The organism is Morganella psychrotolerans (assembly GCF_001676055.1).
Classification (GTDB): domain Bacteria; phylum Pseudomonadota; class Gammaproteobacteria; order Enterobacterales; family Enterobacteriaceae; genus Morganella; species Morganella psychrotolerans_B.
The window spans coordinates 100116-119368 of sequence record NZ_LZEX01000042.1 but is presented as its reverse complement, the minus strand read 5'-3'; the positions used below and the strand labels follow the sequence as shown (position 1 = coordinate 119368).

Annotated in this window: 16 protein-coding genes, 1 tRNA gene and 1 pseudogene; 12 read left to right on the top strand and 6 right to left on the bottom strand. The window is 44.8% G+C overall.

From position 1 onward, the window contains the following. Positions 1-374 precede the first annotated feature (374 nt). From AYY17_RS21945 to AYY17_RS16155, 7 genes are all read left to right on the top strand, one after another. The gene (locus AYY17_RS21945; RefSeq protein ID WP_202906434.1) at positions 375-1112 is read left to right on the top strand and encodes an aminotransferase class V-fold PLP-dependent enzyme; all 738 of its coding nucleotides are present in this window, start codon (positions 375-377) and stop codon (positions 1110-1112) included. After that, positions 1057-1722 (top strand): aminotransferase class V-fold PLP-dependent enzyme, encoded by a 666-nt coding sequence (locus AYY17_RS21940; RefSeq protein WP_202906433.1) that lies wholly within the window; start codon positions 1057-1059, stop codon positions 1720-1722. The genes AYY17_RS21945 and AYY17_RS21940 overlap by 56 nt, the downstream gene beginning before the upstream one ends. Positions 1723-1739: 17 nt before the next feature. Further along, entirely contained in the window at positions 1740-2258 is a 519-nt protein-coding gene (locus AYY17_RS16170) for a hypothetical protein (RefSeq protein WP_067425300.1), read from the top strand. Positions 2259-2442: 184 nt separating this feature from the next. Further along, positions 2443-3192 carry a hypothetical protein gene (locus tag AYY17_RS16165; protein ID WP_067425297.1) on the top strand — a complete coding sequence of 250 codons (750 nt, stop codon included), beginning with the start codon at positions 2443-2445 and terminating at the stop codon, positions 3190-3192. A gap of 305 nt (positions 3193-3497) precedes the next feature. Next, positions 3498-4610: a hypothetical protein gene (locus AYY17_RS16160; protein WP_202906432.1), complete on the top strand. Its 1113-nt coding sequence runs from the start codon at positions 3498-3500 to the stop codon at positions 4608-4610. After that, entirely contained in the window at positions 4561-5154 is a 594-nt protein-coding gene (locus AYY17_RS21935; protein ID WP_202906431.1) for a hypothetical protein, read from the top strand. The genes AYY17_RS16160 and AYY17_RS21935 overlap by 50 nt, the downstream gene beginning before the upstream one ends. Beyond that, positions 5154-6755 carry a hypothetical protein gene (locus AYY17_RS16155; protein WP_202906430.1) on the top strand — a complete coding sequence of 534 codons (1602 nt, stop codon included), beginning with the start codon at positions 5154-5156 and terminating at the stop codon, positions 6753-6755. Before AYY17_RS21935 ends, AYY17_RS16155 begins: the two co-directional genes overlap by 1 nt. Before the next feature lie 1127 nt (positions 6756-7882). Here the strand turns inward: AYY17_RS16155 and AYY17_RS16150 are convergent. The 5 genes and pseudogenes from AYY17_RS16150 to rpsU form a co-directional block, all read right to left on the bottom strand. Further along, complete coding sequence (locus AYY17_RS16150; protein ID WP_067425294.1) at positions 7883-8071, bottom strand: hypothetical protein; 189 nt, start codon at positions 8069-8071, stop codon at positions 7883-7885. A 411-nt stretch (positions 8072-8482) separates the two neighbouring features. Then, positions 8483-8558, bottom strand: a tRNA-Ile gene (locus AYY17_RS16145). Positions 8559-8766: 208 nt separating this feature from the next. After that, complete coding sequence (gene rpoD / locus AYY17_RS16140; RefSeq protein ID WP_268873068.1) at positions 8767-10662, bottom strand: RNA polymerase sigma factor RpoD; 1896 nt, start codon at positions 10660-10662, stop codon at positions 8767-8769. Positions 10663-10922: 260 nt separating this feature from the next. Continuing rightward, a pseudogene (dnaG, locus tag AYY17_RS16135) lies at positions 10923-12664 on the bottom strand (DNA primase). Between the two features lie 111 nt (positions 12665-12775). Then, positions 12776-12991, bottom strand: coding sequence for a 30S ribosomal protein S21 (gene rpsU, locus AYY17_RS16130; protein WP_004240446.1), 216 nt, complete (start codon positions 12989-12991; stop codon positions 12776-12778). Positions 12992-13566: 575 nt separating this feature from the next. Between rpsU and tsaD the strand changes: the two genes are divergently transcribed. Continuing rightward, positions 13567-14586: a tRNA (adenosine(37)-N6)-threonylcarbamoyltransferase complex transferase subunit TsaD gene (gene tsaD, locus AYY17_RS16125; RefSeq protein ID WP_067425288.1), complete on the top strand. Its 1020-nt coding sequence runs from the start codon at positions 13567-13569 to the stop codon at positions 14584-14586. A gap of 32 nt (positions 14587-14618) precedes the next feature. On the opposite strand, the gene plsY is transcribed toward tsaD, so the two are convergent. After that, on the bottom strand, positions 14619-15275 hold the full coding sequence (gene plsY / locus AYY17_RS16120) for a glycerol-3-phosphate 1-O-acyltransferase PlsY (protein ID WP_067401485.1): 657 nt from the start codon (positions 15273-15275) through the stop codon (positions 14619-14621). Positions 15276-15384: 109 nt separating this feature from the next. On the opposite strand from plsY, the gene folB reads away from it, so the two are divergent. From folB to hypD, 4 genes are all read left to right on the top strand, one after another. Further along, a complete protein-coding gene (folB, locus tag AYY17_RS16115) occupies positions 15385-15741 on the top strand; it encodes a bifunctional dihydroneopterin aldolase/7,8-dihydroneopterin epimerase (protein WP_067425285.1) in 357 nt (118 codons plus the stop codon). Positions 15742-15862: 121 nt separating this feature from the next. Next, positions 15863-16684 carry an undecaprenyl-diphosphate phosphatase gene (gene bacA / locus AYY17_RS16110; protein ID WP_067425282.1) on the top strand — a complete coding sequence of 274 codons (822 nt, stop codon included), beginning with the start codon at positions 15863-15865 and terminating at the stop codon, positions 16682-16684. Between the two features lie 250 nt (positions 16685-16934). Next, positions 16935-18113, top strand: coding sequence for a hydrogenase nickel incorporation protein HypB (hypB, locus tag AYY17_RS16105; RefSeq protein ID WP_067425279.1), 1179 nt, complete (start codon positions 16935-16937; stop codon positions 18111-18113). 9 nt (positions 18114-18122) lie between these two features. Further along, entirely contained in the window at positions 18123-19253 is a 1131-nt protein-coding gene (gene hypD, locus AYY17_RS16100; protein ID WP_067425276.1) for a hydrogenase formation protein HypD, read from the top strand.

Below are 19253 nucleotides of genomic sequence, written 5' to 3'. Positions count from 1 at the left end.
CCCTTTAATGGCCGGTACTCCGGAAAACGTCGTTAATTAAGGTAAAGTACGTAATATAATAATCAGATTTGAGAGTCAGCTTAGCGTAATAAAAATGTAATTCAACTAATTCAAATATGGTGACAATTACATTATGAATCCTATGGTAAAGCACGCGTTATATGTTTTATTTGTATCATTTTATGAGTGAAAATAGTGATGATACTGATTTCAGTATGATTGCAAATGATACGTGTTTAGTCCCGTGGCGATAGGCAGAAACAGTATCAAAATATTTATTGATCCCGCCTGATAAAATCAAATAACAGGCTTTACAGAAATGAATAATATTTAAATACTGTAACGAAAACAAAATGACTGTCAGGGATAATGGAATGTTAAATAAATATAAAATGTTTACCCGTGAAGAGCAAAACGAGATCAAAAATAAATTTTATTTTGTTGATAAGGATATATCAGGTAATTATCGTCTGTATTTTAATAATTCCGGTGGTTCCTTCCGGTTAAAACGTGCGGAAGAAAAATTCCATGAAGTGGATGCCATTCCTGACTGCGCGGGACAGCCGCATTCTGTATCACAATATCTCCTGGAGACAGAACAAAAAGGAAAAGAGGACGTCAGGATTATTTTTAATGCACAGGGCGGCGCTGTTTATCCCGGTTATACCGCTTCACAGGTGATGTTTGAACTGGTTCGGGTAATAAGTGAACATGCGGCAGGCTCAAATATGGTGACATCCATGTTAGAGCATCCTTCGGCATTTGATGCGGTCAGTCATTATGCGGAAAAAACACAATGTGAGTTACGTGTGGCTGATGCGGATCCGTTAACCGGCGGCGTTGATGCGGATGCTATTTTATCCCTGATTGATAAAAATACCGCTCTCTTATGTGTGATGGCAGCTTCAAATATCTCGGGGTATATTTACGATATTAAAAAAATTGTCACTCAGGCGAAAGCCATCAATCCGGATATCTATATTATTGTTGATGCCGTACAACATGCGCCTCATGGTGTACTCGATATTTCCGGTCTGAATATCGATGCCATAAATTTTGCACCTTATAAATTTTTTTGGCGTCAAAGGTGCGGGTTTTGCCTTTATTTCTGACAGAGCAGCCGGTCTGGTACATCATAAATTAAAGGGTAAGCCGGACGCCGACTGGGAATTAGGCACACCGACACCGGCACACTATGCTGCATTATCTGAAGTGGTCGATTATATCTGCCGGCTCGGACAAAAGGGCACAGATAGTGAGGATATCAGCAGCAAAGCAAACCGCAGGACATTATTTGCAGCCGGAATGGACCGTATTGCAGAACATGAACGGGGTTTATTACATCTTTTATTAAACGGCACAGAAAAAGTACAGGGACTGCGGGCGATGCAGGGCGTTACCGTCTGTGTGGATAACGGTGATTTAAGCCGCCGTAACCTTATTACCGGGATTGTATTTGATGATTTAAATTGTACCGATGCCGTCCGTGAATTTGCAAAGCGGAATGTTATTGTCCATGAACGCGCAGTATCCAGCCTGTATTCACAGCGGATCCTGACCTCCTACGGGCTGAACAGCCTGATAAGGGTATCGCCTTTGCACTGCCATTCCGCTGAGGATATAGAGGCGTTTTTGCAGATAACCCGGGATATTATTGCAGAGGGTCGGACAGGTAGCTCGTCAGATCTCTCAATGACAGAAATAATAAAATGTATTGAATGAATACCCATGGAATTTTTATGAAAAAAATCGTCTTTATCTTCTTGCTATCGTTATTAGCGGCATGTGATCAATCCCCTGACATTATGCACGGATTTAAATGGGGTCAAAGTATGGATGAAATCCGCAAGTCTGATTTAAAAGGGCTGGACTGTACATCGGCACCACAAGGCTGGGCATGTCATTCCTTTTCATCACCTGCTGAACAAATGCAGAAATATGCCTATTTCTTTGTAGTCATGCGGGAGCAGGGACTTGCATCACTGATGATACTGAACCCCAAAAAATACACTAATAAAGATGAGTTATTTGCAGAATATAATCGTCTGAATAATGAACTGAATACCGTATTCGGGGCAGCAACCAATGATATAAATAATGTTATTCAGGATGATTCGTTTTTTACCTGTTTATCACGTAAATCCTGTGGTGAAATTTACAGTGAATATAACCACGAGGGTGTAACCGCCCATATTTCTCTGGATAGTGATGGCCGGAGCGGATCTGTTACATTGCTGATGGCAACACAGAAAAAATAACGGAGTAAGTACAGAAAATTATAAATGTGCTGCATACGTTATCTTCAGCTTGTTTTACGGATACTTGGCTGACAACACTGAAAGAAAATAACACCAGTGATGTGCCGACGGAATATGACATCCGGAGATTATCATTTAGCTAAGAAGATGCTGTTGAAGTACTAATAATATAAGGAAATTATTTATGGCAACGTTCGGCATAGTCACCCTGACAGTAGTTATTATCGCCATTTTTTTACGCCGGCGATTTGCTACCCGTACAATAAAAAATCTGGGTGATATTACGTTTAAATCCTATTATGAAATTGATGACTATGAATCTGATATTAATTCGACCGTATTTGATGTGCGCCGTTGCCGGACGCTGGTGGATAAAATTGAGCATTGCCGTAAGCTGACTCATTTGTGTGAGGGGATTTTCAGTGATTATGAAGATAATGATATTTACCACGAACTAAGTAAAACGCTGGATAAACCCTTTATTTTCCGGTATTCGGCGTTTATTACTTCCTATCCGGAGCCTCAGACAGAAACGGCACTGGAACGTATTTATCTGACCCGGACGAAACAACTTTGCCCGGAAACTATGTTACGTCATCACTTTGACGGTTGTTATATTTCCGATGAAACACCGGAAGAGATTAATATAGCCATCGATGATTTTTTTTCGCTGATGAACAATGTCGCTTATGATGAAAAGACAGGTTATTACATTGAGTCTGATGACGAAATACCATCTGCACTGACAAATACTATCCATAATATCACCCGTGATGATTTAATCGCGTGGCTTGATGATGAGTTGGTTTTCCGCTCATTTTTAGCCGTCACATTTTTAAATGCCTGCCGTGATAAGATTGAGGCAGAAGAGCAGGAAAAATTAAAAATAACAAAGGTGGCAGCGGTTAATACAGGAAACCAAATAGTAAAATAAGAGATAACCAAAAACGCCGCTGAATTTAAAAAATCCGGAAGTGGTGCGGCGTTGCGGGAAAATTTTTGCAGAGGACAAAAAGGGAAAATGGGCAATATTACCTCTGTTCAGGTGGTCAAAATCATTAAACCACTACACTTTCAATGATTTTTAATTTGAATCAATGTGTTAAAACTCACGGAAAGCACAATTAGTTGGTCGTATAATCATTTATATTGGTCATACAAAATAAAATTCAGGAACTCTCCTTTATTTGTAATTGTGCCGGTACCTAAAGCCGGTTATCTAAACCTCAGGTATTTACAATGCAAAACATCAACGTCTTTATTAAAGAAAATGTCAGTCAGGTTGCATCATCAGGCCTTCACATTGTACCGGATATTCCGGAGAAAAAACTCAACAACGCAGCTAAATCGATGAATCTGGAAGATACTGTCGGTTCAGTGATCGCTTTGATCGACAGTACTGTATTTGGCAGCGGTAAAGATGGACTGGCATTTACGGGTGAAAAAATGGTCTATAAACAGGCGTTTGAATCGCCTGTAGTCGTTCACTTCAGCGATTTAGAAACAGCTAAATATGTCCGCAATGTCACGGTCAATGATAAAGGTAAAGAGAAAGTCACTGAGTACACTACCATCACCCGAAAAGCGGGATCATCCTTTAATATTGAACATATCAGTGAATGCAATCTTGAAAAATTGGCAGAGTTCTTAAGCGCTATCAGTAGTCAATTCGACACCTTCGAAGAAGAAGAGCAGTTGGTAGCATTATCCGAAATGCCGGAAAAACTCAAAGTATCCTACTTAAAAGTTATTGTAAACATGGCATATTCCGACGACGGTCGGATAGACAAAGATGAATTTGCTCAAATTCTTTTGCTCATGACTCGCCTGGAACTCAGTTCTGAATCACGCTTTGCTCTGAGAGAGTACAGCACCACTCCCGATAAGCTGGAGAGTCTGGAATCACTGATTCAAACTATCGACGAAATTTGCACTCCCAGTCACAATAAATCTGTCAAAATTTCACTTGTTAAAGACCTATTCAGCGTTTATATGAGTGTGAACGGTGGGAAGTATGATAATTTTGCCTTCTTTAAAGACAACAACCACCTCTTTAATGTCAGCGATGAAGAAGTTGAACTGATTATAGATGCGCTCAAGCTCGATTTTAAAATGCTCAATGATGATTTCAGTGATGATGCTCTGACCAAGGGGCTGAAAGAGCTGGGAGCCAAAGCCGGAGCTGTGGGGGTGCCTCTGGCTGCAGTTTACCTTTCGGGCTCGGTTCTGGGAATGTCAGCGGCGGGTTTAACATCAGGTCTTGCAACGCTGGGTCTGGGGGGGGGTACTTGGATTCTCCAGTATGGCGACAGGTATTGGTGTTGCTGTTCTGCTGGGCGTTGGTGTTTATAAAGGTATTAAGCACCTGACAGGAGCAAATGAACTTGATAAAACCAAACGCAGAGAGCTGATGCTCAATGAAGTTATTAAGCAGACGCAGGCAACGGTGTCGCATTTGATGGGCGATATTAATTTTATTGCTATCAAACTGAATGAAGCTGTCCTTTCTTTTGGTATGCAGGATGAAAAAGTAAAACAACTCTTACAAAAAGTGAAGCTGCTAACTTCTGCAGGTAATGTACTTACACAGAAAAGTGATACAGTACAAAACAAGTGTTTTAAACTGAAATGCCCGACGGAACTTAATCTTGAAAAACTGCAATCGCTGACCCGCGAAGCAACCAAACAGCATATTTACAATGTGATTATATCTTTCTACGAAGAGAAAACAGTCGAGCGTGAAAAAGATGGTAAAGCCGTCACTGTTAATGTACTCGTGTTAAAACAAGAGATTCCTACTTTAGAAATGGAGAAACTTGCAAATATCTTTGAGGCGATAGGCTACTTTAATGCTGCTAACGTTATCAAAGGAAAATTGTCAGGGATTTTTTCATAGTGAGTAAGCGAGATAAACAAATTTCAGCCATGCTGGTGCAAAAGCACCAGCTGGACCAGTCAGAGAGTAAACTGAGTGAACTGGATGCGGTGCTTAATGCTTTACAGGTAAACCAACAATCCAATAACGATGCTCTTGACCAGGCGCTGGCCGATTTGGATATGATGTTGGCGTGTCAAAATATTAACGCTGTATTAGCTGAAAATGTCAATGTTACCCTTGAATTACATCAGCTTGAGTGTTCTGTCATATCTTCATACACGGAGACAATGACCACGCCTGTTACTCTTCTTAACACCCTGGATTTTAATGAAGATATGAGCTGGGCACAGTACCAGGGTTCGGTTGAACAATATGCCTTGGATAATAATGTTGATTTGAATGCAGACCCTTTTACGACGCTGATGTCACCCATTCAGCGGATAGAACTCGAAAAGCGCATCAAAGATGAATTTACTATCAAGAATGTTCAATGTGACAAATATGACTATCTCATTGCTGGGACATGCGGTGTTATCGGTGGGCTGATTGACGTGTTCTTTGTAGGAATGCCCGGAGAAGGAAAGCTGACTAAAGTCGCGGATAATGCTGTTGATTCGGCGGTCGAAAAGTTTGCATCAGCGTTAGGCTGGAAAGTACCGAAAGAGGGAAGTAAACCCACTAAAAGTGCTATCGGTTTTTTAGAGAATGGTAGAAATATTGATGTTGAAAACACAAGTAGCGCTTTAATTTGGTTCCTTGAAAAAACAGGCCTAGCTGAAAGAAAGAAGAACGGTGCATTATTTTTTAAAGGGTTTAAAGTTAATTATGACCAAGCGACAACGCATGGCACAAACGGAACAGATGGAGCGGTCAAAAATCTTTCACCTAAAAATCATCATTTAAAAAGCTTGGGGCATTCCCCCGACCTTATTGGCCTCTTTTTCTCAATTCTGAATCAATTTACTAATACATCGACTTTTATCTCTGATGGCCGGATCATTACAATTGATACAGAAACTCACGAGTTAAACGGTGGTAATTTTGCAGCCAAAGTCTTTTCTGGTTTCGTCAACTGGCTGGGGCATTTGTTCTCTGACATGGCGGGTTCTTCTGGCGCGTCGGGACGTGGCGCGGGAATTCCGATTCCATTCTATAACCTACTGTTGCTACTGGATGTTGGGGAATTTGGTCAACACAGACAATCTTTTGCTACGGTAGCCACACAAGTGTTTGAGAAAGGTTACGATCTCAGGCACGGTATTGCTATGGCTATCCCTGTGCTGATTACCGAGCTTTTAACCCGGTTAATGTGGGCAAGTAAACAGCGCTTTTATCATAAGAAACCATGGAAGGAATGTATTCCTTCAGCGGGTAATTCCGAGCTGCGCCGGATGTTATTAGTCGCTCACGGTACACTTTGCCTGATTGATGCTGGTGATGCCGCGCTGAGGTCTGGTGGTGATATGATTCAATTTCTACTCAGAACCAATCTTATTGGCTGGGTAAGGCTCGGCACATTGGCTCTGAAAGAAGTCTATGCTTGGTACAATACGGGTCATATTGATGTTGATGCTGTTGATGAATACCTGGATGCGGAATTGAGAAAACTATTGATATGATTTATTCATGAGCTGGCGTTAATTGATATTTTGCATGCAGATGCTTCAGTTAACGCACCTGCAGTTTATCCAATTGACGTATTGTAATGATTATCTTATCTAAAACTATTTATAATAATATTTATTTTTCAGGTAATCTTTTATTATCTTGATTTTTCTTTTTATCTTCTTCAGATGAAGAGTGTTTCAATGTTAAATTTAAAATATACAATGAAATAATAGCCATAAATAATGTATTACTCACTGTTAATTTTCTAGTAATTTTCATTTTAAGGTAACTAATATCATAAAAATAATCACGTACCCATACGTGGAGAAAAAAATAAAGAAATGGTAATAGGATTGTGAGTTATTAATAATAAAAAAACTATCGGCAAAGCCTGCTTTTTTTTACTTTGTGAGTATTTCTTATGTAAGTGTATAGGGATAATAAAATAATAGCAGGTGATAAAACTTCAATAATAAATAACAATATAATATTAATCATTTTTCACCATAGTCAAACATAAATAGAAAATAATATAAGGTTACGAAATAACATGGTTAACCACACCGGTGGTCTTTAACATTTTTGGCGTTACCAAACCCGCCTGCGCACTTTGGGTAATAAAATTATTTCAGTTTTAAAATTCTTCAAACCGATACGCCAGACCGCGCCACTACTGGGGAGTTACAAGCAAGCCGCAACTGAAATGTGTGAAAGACTTTTCAGTTTATTTCAGTAAAAGGATCACGAAGAGGATCGCGATAAAAAATCAACATATTGAAATAACAGGGAGTATTCTATTTTACGTGGGAAATTAAAGATCACTTAAAACGCCGCAGAATTACAAAAAGGCAGCAACGGTGCGGCGTTGATAGTTATTTAATACTGAAATCATATTGTATGATATTAATAATCAATTTATCTATCCTCATCCTCGTGCTCTTGGCCGCTAGGGCTAGGTTCAACTATTTTAAGCTTTCTCATTTTTTCAATAAAAGATAAGCCATAACCTGTTAGATAGCTGCCATCATCGTATTTCATTCCATCATTCGGTCTTGCAATTAATAAAGAATCAAAGGATTCCTTATGAAATCTTAAACAATTAGTTCCTATTCCTTTCCTATTGTACTTCTCTTTTAAATTAAGCTCGGTTATAAGGTAAAAATTTTTTTTTATTATTAGGTATATCCATGTTATTAAGGGATATATTCCCTATTATCTCTTTCTCAAGATAAATAGTAATTTCTTCCCCATAGTCATCAATTTCAACATAATATTTTTTATTTTTGTCATCATTATCAATGAATGTATAATGTTTTTTTAGCGTCATTTTATTTCCATTTGTAAATAGATAAAAATTCAGTATATACAATTATTATTGAGTGTGTAGATAATTTATAAAATTAATAATATTTTAGGTAAGAAGATTAACAACGAGTGTCACATCTAAATTTTTTACCACATACTTACTTGAGACTTGAGACTTGAGACTTGAGACTTGAGACTTGAGACTTGAGACTTGAGACTTGAGACTTGAGACTTGAGACTTGAGACTTGAGACTTGAGACTTGATTTCGGTTTTGTGTGGATATAATTATAAAAACGTAACATTTTGATTTTTTTAAGTACTAGAGAGTAAAATCAAAAAATTTAACGCGACACTTTTGCGACACTCAGTACTAGATGTAAAAAAGCCACTCGGTGAGGAGTGGCTTAATATACTGATTTTGAAGCTAAAATTTGGTGGCCCCTACTGGGTTTGAACCAGTGACCAAGCGATTATGAGTCGCCTGCTCTAACCACTGAGCTAAGGGGCCAAAGTGCGTAAGATTATACTGCCAGTTGTTGGCGGGGTCTAGCTTTTCTTGTCTATATGCCTGTTTTATGAGCGGAATATTGACTGTGGTAAATAGTTTGTAACTATAAATTGAGTAAGCCGATTGTTCTTTATCCGCAGGGCAGCGAAAGATAAAAAAAAAGGCGCCGGATTAGCGGCGCCTGATACTTTACTGATGATTAACCGGATTACTCATCCAGGAAGCTGCGTAACACTTCAGAACGGCTCGGGTGGCGCAGTTTGCGCAGTGCCTTCGCTTCAATCTGACGGATACGTTCGCGGGTTACATCAAACTGTTTACCCACTTCTTCCAGTGTGTGGTCGGTATTCATATCAATACCAAAACGCATACGCAGGACTTTCGCTTCACGCGGTGTTAAACCGGCCAGTACCTCATGAGTTGCTGAGCGCAGGCTTTCAGATGTGGCTGAATCCAGCGGCAGCTCAAGAGTGGTATCCTCGATAAAGTCCCCTAAGTGCGAATCTTCATCATCACCAATCGGCGTCTCCATGGAGATAGGCTCTTTAGCGATTTTCAGCACTTTGCGGATTTTATCTTCCGGCATCAGCATACGCTCTGCCAGTTCTTCCGGTGACGGCTCACGGCCCATCTCCTGAAGCATCTGACGGGAGATACGGTTGAGCTTGTTAATCGTCTCAATCATATGTACCGGGATACGGATAGTACGGGCCTGGTCCGCGATAGAGCGGGTAATAGCCTGACGGATCCACCAGGTTGCATAGGTTGAGAACTTATAACCACGACGGTATTCAAATTTATCAACCGCTTTCATCAGACCGATGTTACCTTCCTGAATCAGATCCAGGAATTGCAGACCACGGTTGGTGTATTTTTTCGCGATGGAGATAACCAGACGTAAGTTCGCCTCGACCATCTCTTTTTTCGCGCGGCGGGCTTTCGCTTCACCGATAGACATGCGGCGGTTGATATCTTTGACCTGTTCAATGGTCAGACCGGTCTCTTCTTCAATCATGCGCAGGCGTTGCAGGCTGCGCTGGACTTCTTCCGCGACATCCTGAAGTTTTTCAGACCACGGTTTGTTCATTGCAATAGCAGCGGTAAACCAGGTATCACTGGTTTCGTTGCCGGTGAACAGGGTAATAAAGTTTTTCTTCGGCATTTTGCTCTGCTCAACACAGAGTTTCATGATAAAGCGTTCCTGCAGACGGACTCTGTCCATCATTTCCCGCATTTTGCTGACCAGATAGTCAAACTGTTTCGGGACTAAACGGAACTCTTTAAAGACCTCTGAGAGCTGCTGAATTTCAGCATTGGCACTCGGATGGTCACGGCCGTTAAGTTTGATTTGTTTACGTGTTTTCTCATGTTGCACACGCAGCGCATCAAATTTCTGACGGGCAAGTTCAGGATCGATGCTGTTATCAGCTTCTTCCTCTTCTTCGTCCTCGTCTTCGTCTTCGTCGTTATCATCTTTGTTGAGTTCTTCAGCCGGCAGCTCGGAACCAATATTGGTTGCCGTCGGTGCCAGATCTTCTTCAGCATTAGGATCAACAAAGCCGGTAATCAGATCAGAAAGACGAACTTCGCCCGCTTCAACGCGGTCGTACTGATCAAGTAAATAAGTAATTGCTTCAGGGTATTCAGCAACAGAACACTGAACCTGATTGATGCCATCTTCGATGCGCTTGGCGATGTCAATTTCGCCTTCGCGGGTCAGCAGTTCCACGGTTCCCATTTCGCGCATATACATGCGCACCGGGTCAGTGGTCCGGCCAATCTCCGATTCCACACTTGAGAGAACCTGTGCCGCAGCTTCAGCTGCATCATCATCGGTGTCTGTTGAATTCTCGGCCAGTATCAGATCATCAGCATCAGGTGCTTCTTCCATTACCTGAATGCCCATATCATTGATCATCTGGATAATATCTTCGATTTGATCCGAATCGACGATATCTTCAGGCAGATGGTCATTGACTTCAGCATAGGTCAGATAGCCTTGTTCCTTACCACGGGTGACAAGGAGTTTCAGCTGTGACTGCGGGTTTTGCTCCATAAGACGGTATCCACACTTCTGAGTATTTAGGTTTGTGTTGGTCGGCAAAACAACTTAGCCAGCAACAATAACAGTCAAGGTTTCATTTCATCAGCCATGGCCCTTGGTGACATGGCATGCAGGATCTATTCCTGCTATCGGCGGCACTTAAGCCGTTATAATTGTCATTATATGTACCCTTATTCATTCAAACTGCAGGTTCGTTGGCCGCACTCAGCTAGCCGGGTCACATACTTGTGTATGCTCCCCGTCTATCTTCCCTTGCCGCCTGCCTGCATCTTGAATGACGTTGGGTATAATAATAATACTTATTGCCGGACCCGCACTAAAAGACTGACTTCTTTTCGCTCTTCCGGGGTCAGGCCTTCTGTCCGCTCTTTCGCGATCAGGAAGTTAAAACGGTCATTAAGGGCAGAAACAACCAGATGATTTAATGCATCTTTAAACGTGTTTTCTGCGATCTCATCTATCTCTATATCGTTCCAGCTTGCCAGTTTTTCAAGCTGTGGCGCCAATTTATTATCGCGATAGCGCTCCAGCAACTGCCCTGTTGTCAGACCAGGCTGTGATAAACAGGTATCAATCAGTTCCCTGAATAGTGAAAACCCGGCTATCTGGCTGGTATCAATGGATTCCAGCGGTGGCACAAACTGAGCAAACTGCGGATTTTGTACCAGCAGTGCTATCAGGATACGCATCGTGGTCGGTTTCAGCTTAGGTGCCTGATAACCTGTTTTTGACTCACTCTGACGGCTGACCGCCTGTTTAAGCTGAGCAATATCCGGCAGTCCGAGCAAATTTCCTAAATCCTGTAACAAATAAGCCTGTTGTGCTTCTCCCGGAACCTGACTTATCAGCGGCATCGCCAGCGCATTCAGCTTACTGCGGCCTTCCGGGCTGCTCATATCCACCTGACGCAGCAGTGAATCAAATAAAAACTGCGACAGTGTATGGGCTTCATTATTCTGGCGTTGCTCAAAGGCTTCGCGACCTTCACGGCGCACCAGTGAATCAGGGTCATCGCCGTCAGGTAAAAACATAAAGCGCAACTGCCGCCCGTCGTTCAGATGGGGCAGGGCAGTTTCGAGAGCCCGCCAGGCAGCTTCGCGTCCGGCGCGGTCTCCGTCATAACAACAAATTATGGTATCAGTTGTACGATAGAGCAACTGTATATGCTCGGATGTTGTCGATGTACCGAGTGATGCCACCGCATAATTAATACCAAACTGCGCCAGTGCGACCACATCCATATAGCCTTCAACCACAAGGATACGGGGTAATTCACGCTGGCTTTGCTGCGCTTCGTACAAACCGAATAACTGACGGCCCTTATGAAAAATATCTGTTTCCGGGGAGTTCAGATATTTAGGTATTGCGTCATCAAGAACACGTCCGCCAAATGCAATGACCCGCCCGCGGCGATCACGGATAGGAAACATCACGCGCTCGCGGAACCGGTCATAACAGCGGCCGTTATCATTGACCACTAACATCCCGGCATCCAGCAATTGCTGGCGGTCATCATCAGTGCGCGCAAAACGTTTGAGGACATTATCCCACCTGCGGGGGCGTAGCCGATAGCAAACCGGCTGATAATTTCCTGACTTAATCCTCTGCGGTTCAGATATTCACGGGCGTGACCGGCATTTTGTGCCTGTAGCGCATGGCGGTAAAAACTGTCGAGTTTTTCCATCAGCTGATAGAGATTCTGGCGCTGATGTTTTTCTATCGGACTGCTGCCGCTTCCCGTTTCATAAGGAACATCCAGCCCGTGCATTGCTGCTAACTCTTCGATAGCCTCGACAAAATCGAGCCGATCATAATTAAGTAAAAAATCAATAGCATTGCCGTGGGCACCACAGCCGAAGCAGTGGTAGAACTGTTTGTCGCTGCTGACTGTAAAAGAGGGGGTTTTTTCGTTGTGGAAAGGACAACACGCCTGATGATTTTTACCGTGCTTCTTCAGCGGCACCCTGGCATCGATCAAATCGATGATATCGGTTCTCGCTAATAAATCGTTGATAAATGTGCGTGGAATGCGCCCGGCCATAGCCCCTTTTCGTCCGTCTGATAACGATAATAAGCCGCGCTTCCTTCCGGAAACACGGCCATTAACTGCAACTACTGCAGTCTGACTAAGTTGCGGCGCTGGCCGCAGCGATTAGTACAGACGAGTGCGACGTGCGTTTTCGCGAGCCAGTTTCTTAGCATGACGCTTAACAGCGGATGCTTTAGCGCGTTTACGTACAGTCGTTGGTTTTTCATAAAACTCACGACGACGTACTTCTGCTAAGACGCCTGCTTTCTCGCAAGAGCGTTTGAAACGACGCAGTGCAACGTCAAATGGCTCGTTTTCACGTACTTTAATTACCGGCATGTGCCTCTCACCTCAATAAAATAGGTCTGTACTGGCGTTATGCCAGTTGTCTTCAAAATGGTGCGGAATTTTACTTCAATGTGACCCACGTTGTAAAGCATTGTGGATAATCAGGCAGAGAAATTTCCGGGATATGTTCAGGTCATACTGACAAAACAGGATCCACGCACCAGACAAGGGGTTTCATAGAGGAGGAAGAGTATAGCGGGTATGCGGTGATTTGTCAGCAACAGAAATCACCCCGGAGGGGAAAAGTATGTGGATAACTGTAATTAACCTGTGGGTAAACTACCTGTACCCAACGTCATTCAAGTTGCAGGCAGGCGGCAAGCTCCGATTGCCGGGGAGCATACATCAGTATGTGACCCGGATAGCTGAGCGCAGCCAACGAACCTGCAGTTTGAATGAATAAGGGTAAATACTGAATGAAAATCCACCGGAAACACCCCGCATTTCACCTTAATACCTGTCACTGCGCCATTATGGTGATACACTGACGCCTTTACGGAGACGGATGTATTGTCATGCTATCCGTCTCCAGTCCTGTCAGTTTTTGTTCCTGCGAGTTAAGCCCCATGCGAGTGTTAGGCATTGAAACATCCTGCGATGAAACCGGAATCGCAATTTATGATGATGAAGCCGGGTTGCTGGCTAATCAGTTATACAGCCAGATAAAAGTCCATGCGGATTACGGCGGTGTTGTGCCTGAGCTGGCTTCCCGTGACCATATCCGCAAAACGGTGCCGTTGATTCAGGCCGCGCTGAAAGAAGCGAATTTATCGGCTGAGGATATTGATGCTGTGGCATATACCGCAGGACCGGGACTTGTCGGCGCGCTGATGGTCGGGGCGACTGTCGGGCGGGCGCTTGCGTTTTCCTGGGATGTTCCGGCTGTGCCGGTTCACCATATGGAAGGGCATTTACTGGCACCGATGCTGGAAGAACATCAGCCGGACTTCCCGTTTGTCGCGCTGCTCGTCTCCGGTGGTCATACCCAACTTATCAGTGTGACCGGTATCGGGGAATATACGCTCCTGGGTGAATCAATTGATGATGCCGCCGGGGAAGCGTTTGATAAAACAGCAAAATTACTGGGTCTGGATTATCCCGGTGGTCCGGCTCTTTCCCGTATGGCTTTACAGGGTACGCCCGGACGCTTTGTTTTTCCACGCCCGATGACAGATCGCCCGGGGCTGGATTTCAGTTTCTCGGGTCTGAAAACGGCGGCGGCTAATACTATTCATCAGAATGATGATTCCGATCAGACGAAAGCAGATATTGCGCGCGCGTTTGAAGATGCGGTAGTAGATACATTGATTATTAAATGCAAACGCGCGCTGGTACAGACCGGGTTTAAACGTCTGGTGATGGCAGGTGGTGTGAGTGCCAATCGCACGTTACGTGAGCGTATGGCGCAGACACTGACAAAACTGGGCGGAGAAGCCTTCTACGCACGCCCTGAGCTGTGCACAGATAACGGTGCGATGATTGCGCTGGCCGGGATGATCCGCTTTAAAGGCGGAATGCGCAGCGGATTAGGTGTGACAGTGCGTCCGCGCTGGCCGCTCGCAGAACTGCCGCCGCTGGATAAGTAACAGAAACCAAAAAGGCGCATCAGCGCCTTTTTTTAATCTTCTTTTTCCTGCTCTTTTACTTCCTGAATAATCTCTTTTTCTGTTTTTGCCCGCTTTTTCTTCAGCTTCTGCCAGATGCGGCTCTCTTGTCCGCGCCACAGGCGCTGAATGTTGTCATGATGACGGATAAGCACCAGACAGGACAGCATCGCGACAGGAAAAGTAAACTCCGGTTTGAACCACCAGACATAAAAGGGGGCAACCAGCGCGCTGACAATCGCACCCAGAGAGGAATAGCCGCTCAGCAGTACTGTCAGCAGCCAGGTTCCGGCGACCAGACCGGTCAGATCCCAGCCGATAGCGGCAATCGATCCGAATGCGGTTGCAACGCCTTTCCCGCCTTTAAAGTGGAAAAATATCGGATAGATATGGCCTAAACAGGCGGCAATAGCGATAATACCGAGGTAGAAATAAGGTATATTCAGCAGGTAAGCAAACCAGACAGGCAGCATACCTTTGAGCACGTCGAAGATGAGAACACCGGCGGCAGCCAGCTTTCCGCCGATACGCAGGACATTGGTGGCACCGGGATTTCCGGAACCGTGAAGGCGCGGATCGGGCAGTCCCGCAAGACGGCAGATCAGGATCGCACCGGAAACAGATCCCAGCAGATAAGCGAAAATGATCATGGCAAGCGCGATTCCACTCATGCCTTCCTCCTGATTGACAGTAAATTGCAGTAATATAGTCTCCATGGATAATACGCATATTTCATGGGAAGTGATATCCGATGAGCATAAAAAAACGGGGTAAATGCGGATGGATGTTGTTTTTATTAAGAAACTTGTTGTTTTCACAACAATTGGTGCTTACGACTGGGAACAGGATATCACGCAGAAGTTGGTGTTCGATATCGAAATGCATTGGGATAATAAACGCGCATCAAAGAGTGATGATGTAGAACATTGTCTGGATTACGCAAAGGTAAGCAGTGCAATTATGGATTATGTTCAGTCAAAACGTTTCGCACTGGTGGAACGTGTGGCAGAAGAGGTTGCCGGTCTGCTGCTTACCCGTTTTTGTACGCCATGGGTACGGATTTGTGTGGCAAAACCGGGGGCGGTTGCTCAGGCGGATGAAGTCGGGGTTATTATTGAGCGCCGACGCGCTGTCTGAAACTGTCATAAACCGGCTCAACATGTCATTAAACTGTCATATGGTCGTAATATGCTGATGTCCGAATCCGGCAATTCCGTTTCCGGGGTTGCCTTGTTTTTTCTTTTGCACAGGGCCTGATATGGGTGATTTTACAACATTACTGCATGCGTTGATTCTCGGGGTTGTTGAAGGATTAACGGAGTTTTTGCCGGTGTCATCAACCGGTCATATGATCATTGTCGGTGAGTTACTCGGTTTTACGGGTGATAAAGAAAAAACCTTTGAAGTGGTTATACAGCTCGGCTCAATTCTCGCAGTTATTTTTATGTTCTGGCGGCGGATGTTTGCCCTGATCGGTATCCATTTCGGGCAGGTTCCTCATGAAGGGCAGACTCAGGGAAAACTGAATTTACTTCATATTATTATTGCCATGGTGCCTGCGGTGGTTCTGGGATTATTACTGCGTGATCAGATCAAAGCGCTGTTTAACCCGGTCAATGTGATGTATGCCCTGGTGGCAGGCGGTGTCCTGCTGATTATCGCGGAAGTATTCAAACCCAAAAAAGCACAATCTACCGGGCTTGATGACATCAGTTACCGTCAGGCATTTGCGATTGGCTGTTTCCAGTGTCTGGCTCTGTGGCCCGGTTTTTCCCGCTCGGGTGCGACCATTTCCGGCGGTATGCTGACCGGGGTTAACCGGTACACCGCATCAGAATTTTCCTTTATTTTAGCGGTTCCGATGATGATGGGGGCAACCGCACTGGATTTATACAAGAGCTGGAGCTTCCTGAGCAGTTCGGATATCCCGATGTTTGCGGTCGGCTTTCTCTCCGCATTTGTAGTCGCGCTGATAGCCATGAAGACATTCCTGTCGCTGATTAAGCGGATTTCTTTTATTCCGTTTGCTATCTACCGTTTCATTGTGGCGGCAGCTGTTTATATGGTGTTTGTTCACTAAATCTGAAATATCATTTTTTGCGCAGAGAAAATCCCGTTGTCCTGCGCAAAGTCAAAGCGGGCAGACCGCAGATTTGCTACTAATATACTTAATAACGGATGCATACAGCCGGTGATAATTCACCGGGCTGTATGCATAATATTTTATTTATGTTGACTGCCCGACACAGCGTGATCAGATGCCAAGCACCTGTCACGAATCTGACCACAAAGCCGCGCCGGAGCCAATAAATCGAGCAGGAGCCAGGATTATGTGCAGCACATGCGGTTGCAGTGAAGGAAACGTGCAAATTGAAGGTCACAGCCACGACCATCACGATCATCATGAACATCACCACGACGGTCATCACCATCACGACCATGAAAATTATTCCCGTCCCGTTATTATTCATCATCACCACTACCACCACAGCGGGGATGTAAATCACTATTACTATGGCGGTCGTGAAACCGGGTCGGATAATCAACATGCAGCACATGATGAACACCATCATGACCATGGGCACGATCATGCACACGACCACAGTCATGCCCATGATCACAGTCATGCCCATGATCACAGTCATTCTCACGAACACAGTCACTCTTCTGAACATACTCACGATCACAACCATTCTCATGATCATGACCATGCACACGATCACAGCCACGATCATGAGCACACCGCCGCATTTGCACCGGTAGTCGATGATGACAATATGCATTACGGCATGGGTGAAGCCGGAACTCACGCACCGGGTCTGAGCCAGAAACGAATGGTACAGATTGAGATGGGCGTGCTGGATAAAAATAACCAGATCGCGGCACATAACCGTGAACACCTGAAAGAACAGGGCATTTTGGCACTGAATTTAGTATCCAGCCCCGGTTCAGGCAAAACCACCTTACTGACCCGTACACTTAATTACCTGAAAGACAAAGTATCTTGTGCCGTCATTGAAGGTGATCAGCAGACCACCAATGATGCAGAGCGCATCCGCGCGACCGGTGTACCGGCAATTCAGGTGAATACCGGTAAAGGGTGTCACCTGGATGCCCAGATGGTGCATGATGCAATGCATCATCTGAAATTATCAGATAACAGCCTGTTATTTATAGAAAATGTGGGGAATCTTGTTTGTCCTGCCAGTTTTGATCTGGGTGAACAGCATAAAGTGGCGATCCTGTCTGTCACTGAAGGTGAGGATAAACCCCTGAAATACCCGCATATGTTTGCAGCCGCTGATCTGATGCTGATTAATAAAATCGATCTGCTGCCGTATGTTGATGTCAATATTGAAGCCTGTGTAAATGCAGCGCGCCGTGTTAATCCGGACATTGATGTGATTGTTCTTTCTGCCTCAACAGGCGAAGGCATGGATGAGTGGATAACCTGGCTGAAAAACCGGTTGAGTGATGTTGCACAGCAGCGCAGCGCAATCGTGGAATAAGGGATTTTTATGCGTTTTGTTGATGAATTCCGTGATCCGGCGCTGGCAGAAAAATTACTGGCACAGATCCATGAGGAAATGGCAGACTGGCCACATCCTCTGAAGCAGCCGTTGCAGATTATGGAAGTGTGCGGCGGTCATACTCACGCCATCTTTAAATTCGGGCTGGATAAATTACTGCCGGACACCGTGGAATTTGTCCACGGTCCGGGCTGCCCGGTGTGTGTATTACCCATGGGGCGCATTGATGCCTGCCTGGAAATTGCCGCACGACCGGAGGTCATCTTTTGTACCTTCGGGGATGCCATGCGCGTTCCCGGACGCGGCGGTTCATTGCTGGATGCCCGTCGTCACGGCAGCGACATCAGAATTGTTTATTCACCGCTGGATGCGCTGACCATCGCCCGCGATAACCCGGAAAAAGAGATTGTCTTCTTCGGGCTGGGATTTGAAACCACCATGCCCGGCACTGCGGCAACATTGCAGCAGGCGAAAAAAGCCGGTCTTAAAAACTTCACTGTATTTTGCCAGCACATCACCATCATTCCGACACTGCGTACATTACTTGAGCAAAAAGATGTGTTTATCGACGGCTTTATCGCGCCGGGACACGTCAGCATGGTCATCGGCTGCACGCCGTATCAACCTTTGTGTGATGAATTTGCCAAACCGTTTGTTGTCACCGGTTTTGAACCACTTGATTTACTTCATGCCATCTTAATGGTTATCCGCCAGCTGAAAGTGCAGGCGCAGGATAATACCACGCCGATGGCGGTTGAAAATCAATACAGCCGCATTGTGCCGGAACACGGAAATTTACTGGCACAAAAAGCGCTGGCAGACGTATTCGAACTGAAAGCCAACAGTGAATGGCGCGGGCTGGGCAATATTGCCGATTCCGGGGTTCAACTGAAACCGGCGTATTATGAATTTGATGCTGAGCGCCGTTTTCAGCCTAAGCCACAATCCGTTGCCGACAATCCGCAGGCGCGGTGCGGTGATGTATTAACCGGACGCTGTAAACCGGTGGATTGCCCGCTGTTCGGCAAAACATGTACGCCGGAAACGGCTCTTGGTGCGCTGATGGTCTCTTCAGAAGGGGCATGCGCGGCTTATTATCAATATCGTCGCGGAGAATAA

Excerpts from the sequence above, each read along its gene's own strand:
- AYY17_RS21935 (WP_202906431.1), top strand. The coding sequence starts at position 4,561 with ATGGCGACAGGTATTGGTGTTGCTGTTCTGCTGGGCGTTGGTGTTTAT.
- folB (WP_067425285.1), top strand. The coding sequence starts at position 15,385 with ATGGATGTTGTTTTTATTAAGAAACTTGTTGTTTTCACAACAATTGGT.
- bacA (WP_067425282.1), top strand. The coding sequence starts at position 15,863 with ATGGGTGATTTTACAACATTACTGCATGCGTTGATTCTCGGGGTTGTT.
- AYY17_RS21945 (WP_202906434.1), top strand. The coding sequence starts at position 375 with ATGTTAAATAAATATAAAATGTTTACCCGTGAAGAGCAAAACGAGATC.
- rpsU (WP_004240446.1), bottom strand. The coding sequence starts at position 12,991 with ATGCCGGTAATTAAAGTACGTGAAAACGAGCCATTTGACGTTGCACTG.
- AYY17_RS16165 (WP_067425297.1), top strand. The coding sequence starts at position 2,443 with ATGGCAACGTTCGGCATAGTCACCCTGACAGTAGTTATTATCGCCATT.
- tsaD (WP_067425288.1), top strand. The coding sequence starts at position 13,567 with ATGCGAGTGTTAGGCATTGAAACATCCTGCGATGAAACCGGAATCGCA.
- AYY17_RS16170 (WP_067425300.1), top strand. The coding sequence starts at position 1,740 with ATGAAAAAAATCGTCTTTATCTTCTTGCTATCGTTATTAGCGGCATGT.
- AYY17_RS16160 (WP_202906432.1), top strand. The coding sequence starts at position 3,498 with ATGCAAAACATCAACGTCTTTATTAAAGAAAATGTCAGTCAGGTTGCA.
- plsY (WP_067401485.1), bottom strand. The coding sequence starts at position 15,275 with ATGAGTGGAATCGCGCTTGCCATGATCATTTTCGCTTATCTGCTGGGA.
- hypB (WP_067425279.1), top strand. The coding sequence starts at position 16,935 with ATGTGCAGCACATGCGGTTGCAGTGAAGGAAACGTGCAAATTGAAGGT.
- AYY17_RS16150 (WP_067425294.1), bottom strand. The coding sequence starts at position 8,071 with ATGACGCTAAAAAAACATTATACATTCATTGATAATGATGACAAAAAT.
- hypD (WP_067425276.1), top strand. The coding sequence starts at position 18,123 with ATGCGTTTTGTTGATGAATTCCGTGATCCGGCGCTGGCAGAAAAATTA.